The sequence below is a fragment of the Virgibacillus sp. FSP13 genome, from assembly GCF_054048505.1.
Genome location: NZ_JBSVKG010000047.1, coordinates 1 through 9,811 on the forward strand (window position 1 = coordinate 1; position 9,811 = coordinate 9,811).

At 38.8% G+C, this 9,811-nt stretch carries 7 protein-coding genes and 2 pseudogenes; 5 read left to right on the plus strand and 4 right to left on the minus strand.

The window, feature by feature from the left end:
- Nucleotides 1-258 precede the first annotated feature (258 nt).
- Nucleotides 259-1,308 (minus strand): alpha/beta fold hydrolase, encoded by a 1,050-nt coding sequence (locus ACW2QC_RS19870; protein ID WP_457545665.1) that lies wholly within the window; start codon nt 1,306-1,308, stop codon nt 259-261.
- 171 nt (nt 1,309-1,479) lie between these two features.
- Here ACW2QC_RS19870 and ACW2QC_RS19875 point away from each other — a divergent pair.
- Nucleotides 1,480-1,566, plus strand: a pseudogene (locus tag ACW2QC_RS19875) (arsenic metallochaperone ArsD family protein); the annotation flags it as partial.
- A 34-nt stretch (nt 1,567-1,600) separates the two neighbouring features.
- Here ACW2QC_RS19875 and ACW2QC_RS19880 read toward each other — a convergent pair.
- Nucleotides 1,601-1,852 (minus strand): hypothetical protein, encoded by a 252-nt coding sequence (locus tag ACW2QC_RS19880; RefSeq protein ID WP_457545666.1) that lies wholly within the window; start codon nt 1,850-1,852, stop codon nt 1,601-1,603.
- A gap of 194 nt (nt 1,853-2,046) precedes the next feature.
- On the opposite strand from ACW2QC_RS19880, the gene nhaC reads away from it, so the two are divergent.
- The 3 genes and pseudogenes from nhaC to ACW2QC_RS19895 form a co-directional block, all read left to right on the plus strand.
- A complete protein-coding gene (gene nhaC, locus ACW2QC_RS19885; protein ID WP_457545667.1) occupies nt 2,047-3,474 on the plus strand; it encodes a Na+/H+ antiporter NhaC in 1,428 nt (475 codons plus the stop codon).
- 207 nt (nt 3,475-3,681) lie between these two features.
- Complete coding sequence (hutH, locus tag ACW2QC_RS19890) at nt 3,682-5,211, plus strand: histidine ammonia-lyase (protein ID WP_457545668.1); 1,530 nt, start codon at nt 3,682-3,684, stop codon at nt 5,209-5,211.
- A pseudogene (locus ACW2QC_RS19895) lies at nt 5,208-5,339 on the plus strand (hypothetical protein); the annotation flags it as partial. The gene hutH and the pseudogene ACW2QC_RS19895, both read left to right, overlap by 4 nt.
- A gap of 126 nt (nt 5,340-5,465) precedes the next feature.
- Here the strand turns inward: ACW2QC_RS19895 and ACW2QC_RS19900 are convergent.
- Nucleotides 5,466-5,795 (minus strand): winged helix-turn-helix transcriptional regulator, encoded by a 330-nt coding sequence (locus ACW2QC_RS19900; protein ID WP_457545669.1) that lies wholly within the window; start codon nt 5,793-5,795, stop codon nt 5,466-5,468.
- Between the two features lie 208 nt (nt 5,796-6,003).
- On the opposite strand from ACW2QC_RS19900, the gene ACW2QC_RS19905 reads away from it, so the two are divergent.
- Nucleotides 6,004-7,242: an aminopeptidase gene (locus ACW2QC_RS19905; protein ID WP_457545670.1), complete on the plus strand. Its 1,239-nt coding sequence runs from the start codon at nt 6,004-6,006 to the stop codon at nt 7,240-7,242.
- 249 nt (nt 7,243-7,491) lie between these two features.
- Here ACW2QC_RS19905 and recQ read toward each other — a convergent pair whose 3' ends face one another.
- On the minus strand, nt 7,492-9,636 hold the full coding sequence (gene recQ / locus ACW2QC_RS19910) for a DNA helicase RecQ (protein ID WP_457545671.1): 2,145 nt from the start codon (nt 9,634-9,636) through the stop codon (nt 7,492-7,494).
- Between the last annotated feature and the right edge of the window lie 175 nt (nt 9,637-9,811).

Consider the following 9,811-nt stretch of genomic DNA (forward strand, 5'->3'; position numbering starts at 1 on the left):
CAAGAAAAGCGCCCTTTTGTTTAATAAGATATTATGTTAAACTTTTTAAATTTGTTTATTTATTTTCATTGACCGCCGTAAACGTAAACCCGTTAAATGAGGTTTGCTATTCAGATACACAAGTAAAAAGGATACTAGAACAAAAAGTAAATATTTCACATTACCCCTCCTCTTAATTTCATTACGGATTTATCATTACTAAATTTTAAATGGCACAATCCTTATTTTAGAATAGCCCCGTTAACGGAAGAGCTCATCTTATCTATTTTCATTAATAAATGTATCTGACATCCATTCGTTAAATTTTTCTTTCTCTTCAAATTGCGGATAATGAGCTGATTTCTCGAAAGTAATAAAATGCTTATCTTCAACTGCAATCGTATCAAAATATTTTTTGGCTGCATTAGAGGAAGTCATATAATCGTATTTACCCATAACAAAATATAAAGGAATATCAAGAGTTGATACTGTATCTGGTAACGGATTTTCCAACATATGATTTACCAGCTTCTCTTGAGAGTAACCCATCCCATAGTTATAACGAATGACATCCAACAAATTATACTCGTTACTAAATAAAGCCCCTATAATATCACCATCGGGGTTATCAATGCTTCTAGTAGAACCGCCGTATTTCATCACGTATTCCCTTGGTGTAACCATATCACCGTTTCCAATCTGCTCGGTTAATCCTTGTAAATATTCCATATCATCCGTATTACCCGCCTTTTCAGCTTGGGCAATGCTGTAATTTAAACTTTCTTTCTCACTTTCTATCGTATCACTCATCTGTCCAATCCCCACATATGCTTCATACTTTTCAGGGGATTTATTAGCCGCTTGCATGCCAATGTACGTACCTGACGAATGAGCCATAAGGATAACCTTTTCTTTCCCTAGGCGTTCTGATATATAGTCGGTCAACACCAATAGGTCATCCACTAATAAATCCGTTGATAAATTAGAGTAATCTTCAAAAAAGTGAAATGACTTCCCACTTGCTCTTTGATCGTAATTAACAACTGTGAAATTGGATTCCAATAAATTTTGGTATTTAACTGCGTATGGTGTTTCTGGTGATCCTGGTCCTCCATGTACAACAATTACGATAGGATTATTCTTATCGGCTCCGCGTATCATAATTTCATGATCAGTTCCATTTATCTCTACTTGTTCTAATGTACTTATGCTATTATCACCTTTTATATTTGATGTCCATGTGGGAAAGAAGAGTGCTATTGCGAGTAATGCTACAATAACGATTGCAATGTAAAAAATGTATTTAATTGTTTTCTTTTTACGCTTCATATAATTATTTATTCCTTCCTTATTCAATTAAATGGCCCGTTTGTTGAATTGTCTTATAATACTTTTATCAATGTTATTGTATCAGATTTTTATCAATTATCGGACTCTATTTCAAATGATCAATCTTTATTATAAATTATCAAACTTTGTTTCAAAGCCACAATGTTCTGAATGAAAAAACTAGAAATTTTTGATCCAGCAATGTGCTGTTCAACAGGCGTTTGCGGACCAAGTGTTGATCCCGATTTAACACGGGTATAATAGAATGTGCGTTGCTCTCTAGAGTTCGACTTCATTTTATCGGTATTTTTCCTGGTGATATGGAAAACCTCAGCATTATAAATGATATGTTCTTTGATTTTTGGATGACTTGATAGGGTTCTAGATATTCCTCTACAAGTTCCCTACCGGTTGGTAATTTATTAAGTTCAGGTTCCGCCCAATCTGTTTCTTGTAGTAAAGCCTTAGCAGGTTCATTAATGTTGAATTCCCATGGAGAAAATAATTGGACGTGTCCCCATTCAAGGATGTTACTTCCCGCCATTGTTCCTTTTTCTAAAATAAAGACCGAATACACACTTAGGGATAATTGGTTTATATGATAAAACCAGTTGACTTTATCACTTCAGTACTTTACAATGATAAAGTATTAAATTAATAGAAATAATAAATTCAACTAGTAATTCATATTTTTATAGAAAGAGCAAAGGACTAGTAAACAATTGGAGGGTTAAGAAAATGGACAAATCCGCAAAGAAAATCTCGTTAGGATTATCACTCATACCGTTCTTGGTAATGATTGTCGCCATGGCATTCGTCATTATCGTGTTTGAGGGATCTCCGCATATTCCAATTCTTTTGGGTGCTGTTGTTGCAGCGTTTATTGCCTGGATGTGTGGCTATTCTTGGGGAGATTTGGAGAAGTTTATTTATCAAGGCATCACAAAAGTACTACCTGCCGTCATCATTTTGATATTAGTTGGACTCATTATTAGTGCTTGGATCGGTGGGGGAATTGTGACAACAATGATTTATTATGGGTTGAAAATTATCTCGCCATCCTTTTTTCTAGCGGCAATGCTTATTATTTGTGCAATTGTGACCGTGATGATTGGTAGTTCATGGTCAACAATCGGAACAGTTGGTGTTGCTGGAATGGGGATTGGGGTTAGTTTAGGAATTCCTCCGGCGATGGTTGTTGGGGCGATTGTTTCCGGTGCTTTCTTTGGAGATAAAATGTCGCCACTTTCTGATACGACCGTCCTTGCTTCCGGGATTGCCGGGGCAACGTTATCCGAACACATTAAACACATGCTGTTTACAACGGTTCCCGCATTTATCATTGCTTTCATTGTTTACTTTTTCATGGGTATGAAATTCGCTGGAAATACAGTTGATACAGAAAGAATTGATACGATCATGGACACATTACAGGCTAATTTTGTTATTTCCCCATGGTTGTTGCTCGTTCCACTTGCTGTTATTCTACTTGTGTTTAAAAAAGTTCCCGCATTGCCGGCACTAACAATTGGTATCATTTTAGGCTTTTTAGCGGATATCTTTATTCAGGGTGGAAGTATTGCGGAAGCAGTTAATGCCTTGCAAGGAGGATATGCGGTAGATACGGGCAATGAAACAGTTAATAGTCTATTGAATCAGGGCGGATTGGATTCCATGATGTACACCGTATCATTGGCCATGGTCGCAATGATATTTGGTGGCTTAATGGAAAGCACCGGAATGTTAAATGCCATCGTAGAACAAATTTTAAAGCTGGCTCGAACAGGTAGAAGTTTATGTGCTACCACAGTCGCTTCATCATTTTTCACGAACGTTATTACTGCCGAACAGTATATTTCCATCATTATTCCAGGAAGGATGTATGCGAAAGCTTATAAGGATAAAGATCTGCACCCAAAAAACCTATCACGTGCACTTGAAGATGGTGGGACAATTACATCTGCATTAGTTCCATGGAGCACGGATGCTGTGTTTGTTCTCAGTACATTAGGTGTTAGTGCCTGGGCATACGCGCCATATGCAATACTAAATTATTGTGTACCTATTATTTCAATTATTTTCTCGCTAATAGGATTTTCTGTTATCTACAATAAGAAAAAGAGAACGGAGAACGAAAATGTAGAAACAATTGAATATGAATCCTAAATATTTAGAAAATAGCTTGAATTATTATCAGTATACAGGTACAATATGTATAAGAATATTCAATCAGTTTGAGGTGTTCTTATGATGTGTTATTCTCATTTCAATTTAAAAATTCGTCGGCAAAAGAGGCTTGGTTCCTAGCAACCAAAGCCTCTTTTTACTTTATGCGCTTTATTATTGTAAAGCAGTACAATGGAGGTGTATTTGATGATTGCATTAACAGGAAAAACACTAACCCTTAAGGAAGTAAAAAGTGTTGTGTTTGACAATGAAAAGGTAATGTTGGCAGAGGAAACAATTCATCATGTCGCGGAAAATAGGCGAACAGTAGAAACGATGATTGATACGAAGCAGACAATGTATGGCATCAATACAGGATTCGGGAAATTTAGCGATGTCGTCATTGAGGCGGACGATGTAGAAGATTTACAGTTGAATCTTATCCATTCGCATGCTTGTGGTGTTGGCGAACCCTTTTCTGAGGAAATCAGCCGAACGATGCTGTTGCTAAGGGCTAATGCCTTATCACAAGGTTTTTCCGGAGTTCGACCAGAATTGATTGAGCAGCTAATTGCGCTACTAAATGCTAGAATTCATCCGGTTATCCCTCAGCAGGGGTCACTTGGCGCTAGTGGGGATTTGGCCCCCTTATCACATCTTGCCTTGGCGCTGCTTGGTGAAGGGGAAGTTTTTTATAAAGGTAAACGTACAATTACCACTACTGCATTGGATGAAGTAGGAATTGCCCCGTTAAGATTGCAAGCAAAAGAGGGTCTGGCATTAATCAACGGCACACAGGCAATGACCGCTGTTGGTGTTATTACTTATCTGGAAGCAGAAAAACTACTCTATCAAAGCGAACTTGTTGCTGCAATGACAATGGAAGGGCTACAGGGTATTATCGATGCATTTGATGCTGATGTGCATAGGGTTCGTGGACATCAGGAGCAAATGGATGTGGCGGAACGAATGCGAGCCATCTTGGTTGATAGTGAGCTAACAACTAGACAAGGTGAGTTACGGGTTCAAGACGCCTATTCACTTCGATGTATTCCCCAAGTGTTAGGGGCATCATGGCAAACCGTTAATTATGCTAAGGAAAAATTAATGACAGAAATGAATGCCGTCACTGATAATCCATTAATTTTTTCGGACGATAACAAAGTGATCTCTGGTGGGAATTTTCATGGACAACCAATTGCACTTGCGATGGATTTTATCAAATTGGGAATTGCTGAAACAGCGAATATTGCAGAACGCCGGATTGAGCGGCTGGTTAATCCACAACTGAACGACTTGCCTGCTTTTCTGAGCCCAAATCCAGGTTTGGAGTCTGGGGCAATGATCATGCAGTATAGTGCGGCATCGCTCGTCTCGGAAAATAAAACACTCGCACATCCGGCAAGTGTTGATTCCATTCCATCATCAGCAAACCAGGAAGACCATGTCAGTATGGGAACGATCGCCGCAAGGCATGCACTACAAATGCTACAAAATTCACGCCGTGTTGTGGCGATTGAGTTGATTTGTGCCATGCAAGCCACAGAATATCGTGGTGTTGATCAAATGTCAGCGCAAACAAGGAAATTTTATGACCGTGCACGTGGAATCGTCCCATCTATTACCAAGGACCGGATATTTTCAACGGATATCGAAAATGTTGCGAGCTGGTTGAAAGATTGTGAAGGGAGTAGTGTACGAGAAAATCATCTCAAAGGGAAAGTCCTTTACGAATAAAGTCAGCTGTAAGGGTGGAAAAATGCTCAGAGCTTGAGTGTAAAGGTTGGGAACAAGAAGCGGCATTATGTATGCATTACAACAACCCGGCCCCGGAAGTTACTGAGAAGACTGAAGAGTTAGTGGTTGATTAAGATCAAGAAAAAATATGTTGTTCATCAGGTTTTATATGGCGCAGAAGGTAAGAGTTTGTCTAAGTTTCATCTCATGTTTTCTTTAAAAAAGCAGGCTGTCTCATCAACAGCCTGTTTTATTTATGCGTTTTCTTCATCTACTTCTTCCATTGTAATCCAGCCCTCTGCCCATTCCTGGATTTCGTTAATGACTGGTTCCAAAGCTTTTCCTTTTTTAGATAATGAATATTCGATTCGAACCGGAAATTCCGAGTATATATTTCGCTCAACAATTCCTTCTTTTTCTAGCATTTTTAGTCTGTCAGAGAGCAATCTTCCGCTGATTGGCAAGTCCGCTTCCATTTCCGAAAAACGTTTTGTCCCTTTTAGCAGTTCGAACAAAATAAGTCCGACCCATCGTTTACTCATTAGTTGCATTGCTTTTTCAAAACGTGGACACAATTCTTCCATGAAGATCACCTTCTCTCTGGTATATAAAGTAATTACGAAAAGTAACCTAACTTAATCATAACACATAAGCGGCTTTTGGTAAATTGGAAATTAGAAGTGGGATTTGGATAATGGAAAAAGTATCAAATTATTGTAACTATTATTTGGTGATTTGCCTATTTTATGAAATAATAAGGCAAGATGAAATATTTTTATGGAGGTAAAAACAATGGTCAGTCAACAAACAAAAGAGAAATATGCTGAATTAGCATTGAAAACAGGGGTTAATTTACAAAAAAATCAAGCCCTTATGATTAATGCTCCAATTGAAGGGGCGGACTTTACTAGGATTGTCGTTCGTAAAGCATACGAATTAGGGGCAAAAGATGTGCATATTAATTGGATCGATGATGAAATTACTTTGTTAAAATATGAAAATGCACCTGATGAAGTTATCGCAGACTATCCTGAGTGGAAAGTATTACTGCATGATACATATGCGGAAGATGGTGCGGCAGTGTTGAATATTCGTTCGACAAATCCAGATTTGCTGAAGGATATCGATCCATCACGTGTTGCCAAAGCGAATAAAGCTTCAGCACAAGCGATGAAAAACTTTCGCCAATACACAATGAATGATCGAATTACATGGTCGATCATTTCGATTCCGACTGGCGACTGGGCACAAAAGATTTTCCCAGATAAATCAGAGGAAGATGCGGTTGCAAGTTTGTGGGATGCGATTGTGAAGATTGTCCGCGTTGATAAAGATGATCCAATTGCAGCTTGGGAAGAACACAATTCAACATTAAGAACGGCACGTGAATTGTTAAATAAAAAGAACTACCAAAAATTAATTTTCAAAGCACCTGGGACAAATTTAGAAATGAAATTGCCTAAGGGCCATATATGGAAGGGTGGATCTGCGGTTTCTGAGAAAGGCATTACGTTTAATCCAAACATGCCAACAGAGGAAGTTTTCTCCATGCCAGATAAATATGGTGTTGATGGAACAGTATCAAGTACAAAGCCATTGAATTATGGTGGAAGTCTAATCGACAATTTCACCCTAACATTTAAGGATGGAAAGGTCGTTGATTTTAAAGCGGAGCAGGGAGAAAACGTCTTAAAACATTTGCTTGATTCAGATGAAGGTGCACGTCGCTTGGGTGAAGTGGCACTTGTACCACATGAGTCACCAGTATCTCAGTCCGGTTTGATTTTCTACAATACATTGTTTGATGAAAATGCTTCATGCCACATTGCGCTAGGTAAAGCATATCCAACCAATTTAGAAGGTGGAGCAAAAATGAACGCCGAAGAGTTGGATAAACATGGTGTGAACGATAGCTTGTCACACGTTGACTTCATGATTGGTTCAGAAAAGCTGGATATTGATGGAGTGAAGGAAGACGGCAGTACAGAAGCAGTTTTCCGTAATGGTACATGGGCGTTTGATATTGAATAATAAGGTATAAAAAAATGCCATGCATGAACCTTGTGGGGATCTTGCATGGCTTTTTTGTATTGATCCGAGAGCTTGTTATGGTACCTACATAGTAGAGGAGAAGGGTACGTATTTTGCTACATGAATGACATTTTATATGCTGGGCAAAAAAAGCTTAAAATATCGCCAAAAGTCCGTATGATGTCCCTCAATCCTTCAAGGAATATCACCCGAGAGCGGGAAGTGTCAACCGGATCCACGAGTACATTACTACATTAATCCATTTTTAACGAGAACAGCTTTTATCATCGTATAGCTGTAATCCTCAGGTAAAGCCTCTCGCAATGGCTTTAACTTAGGTTCATCAGTTTCTTCACGTGCGGCTAACACGGTTGCTTCCTCTTGGTCGTTAAAAAAGATATTCCAGGCAATTGGATAGCCATCTTTAAAAGCTTTGAATAGATGATTTTCAATTGTTTGCTTCGACAGTTCACGAATTACGGCGATATCTTTGATGGATTTCCCTGATTGAAATAGGTTATAGCTAACAACGTGGCTAGGGCCTTCTTCATTATTCTTTTTAGCAGGTTTTGGGGAAGCGGTCCCGCCTATTCTTATTTTTGGCTTAACATCGGGATTACTGGTACGCCATTCGATGATAGCACCCAAAAATTCCTCGCCATACTGGTCAAATTTCTTTTCACCAACACCTTTAATGGAAAGCATATCCTCTTTTGTCTCTGGAAAATATCGACTTAGCTCTTTTAATGTTGCGTCAGAAAATAAAACATATGGTGGAACACCTTTTTCATCGGCCAGTTTTTTCCGCAGGCCACGCAATATACCAAATAGATCGGCATGATAATCTGCTTCTTCTGTAGTAGGAATTGGTGCTGTATAGATCCATACTGTTCGTCTGCCTTTTAGCACGTCAATGGATTCTTGGTTCAACTTTAATGTTGGGTACCGCCCCTCCTCAATCGCCAATAGTTTTTCGGCGACTAGGAAATGAATCCATTCGGTTAGTTCTTTTTCTGTATAAGCGGATAATATTCCATATGTTGTCAGCTTATCTAAACCAAAGTCGTGAATTTTCTTATCCTTTGATCCCTTTAACACTTTCGCTGTCATCCCAACACCAAAACGTTCACCCATCCGTTTGACACAGGAGAGAATCATTTGTGCTTCCTCAGTAATATCACTTTTTTCCTGACGATGCAGGCAATTGCTGCACCTGCCGCATGTATGTTCACTTGGTGAATCATTAAAATATTCTAAAATGAAGGATGTTAAGCAGCTATGTGTATGGCAATAGTTAATCATTGCTTGTAATTTACGATATTCTGCTCGCTTGGCATCATCATCCATCATCGATTGTTCAATTAAAAATTTCTGCAGCTGTACATCTTGTGGTGAAAATAACAGGATACAATCACTTGGCTCACCATCTCGTCCAGCACGTCCAGCTTCCTGGTAATACGATTCAATTGTCATTGGCATCGCATAATGGATTACATAGCGAACGTTTGATTTATCGATCCCCATACCAAATGCATTTGTTGCGACCATTATCGTTATTTCATCTTGAATAAATGCCGCTTGGGCTTGTTTTCGTTCGTCTTCACTCATCCCAGCATGATATTTGGCAGCAGCATATCCCCTTTTTGATAATTGGTCACACAACGCATCCGCTTGTTTTCTTGTAGCAGTATAAATAATCCCTGATTCTTCTCGATGTTCGGCTAAAAAAGAACGAATATAGGTGGCTTTATCTTTCCCTTTTACAATATGAAAAGATAAATTTTCCCGTTCAAACCCTGTGTTAATGACACGGTCACTCTCAATATCTAGCAAGGATTGAATATCAGAGATAACTTCTTCTGTTGCTGTCGCGGTTAACGCAACGAAAACAGGGATATTGGCTAATCGCTTTAAATTCGGTACGATCGACCGGTAGCTAGGTCTAAAATCGTGCCCCCATTGCGAAATACAATGTGCTTCATCAAACGCAACTAACGATAACGGCATATTTTTTACAACATTAACGAAAGCGCCCGATTCAAATCGTTCCGGGGCAACGTAAACAAATTTATAGCGATGATCTGCCATGTTTCTTAATCGCTCTTGTTGTTCACTTGTGGACAGGGAGCTGTTGATAAATGTAGCGGGGATACCTAGTGAATGAAGGGCATCGACCTGATCTTTCATTAACGATATCAATGGTGAAATAATAATGGCACATCCATCAAGTGACAATCCGGGTATTTGATAACATAAGGATTTCCCGCCACCAGTTGGCATAACGGCGAGTGTGTTTTTTGCTTGTACGATATTGTCTATTGTCTCTTTTTGGCCAGGGCGAAATGATTCATAGCCGAAATAGGTCTGCAGTATTTTTTCTTCTTCAACAATCATGATACGATCCTCCTCTAATACTCTAATCCTAACATATTTTTTTAGCATCAATAGTGAATTTCTAAAAATCGTATTTTGGTTAGATTTTCCCCCGTAAAATAGGCTGTTTTCTAATGGTTTGGGACTGCAATTACTCGCCCCATCGAAAACATTTGTTGTTTATTACACATTAGAG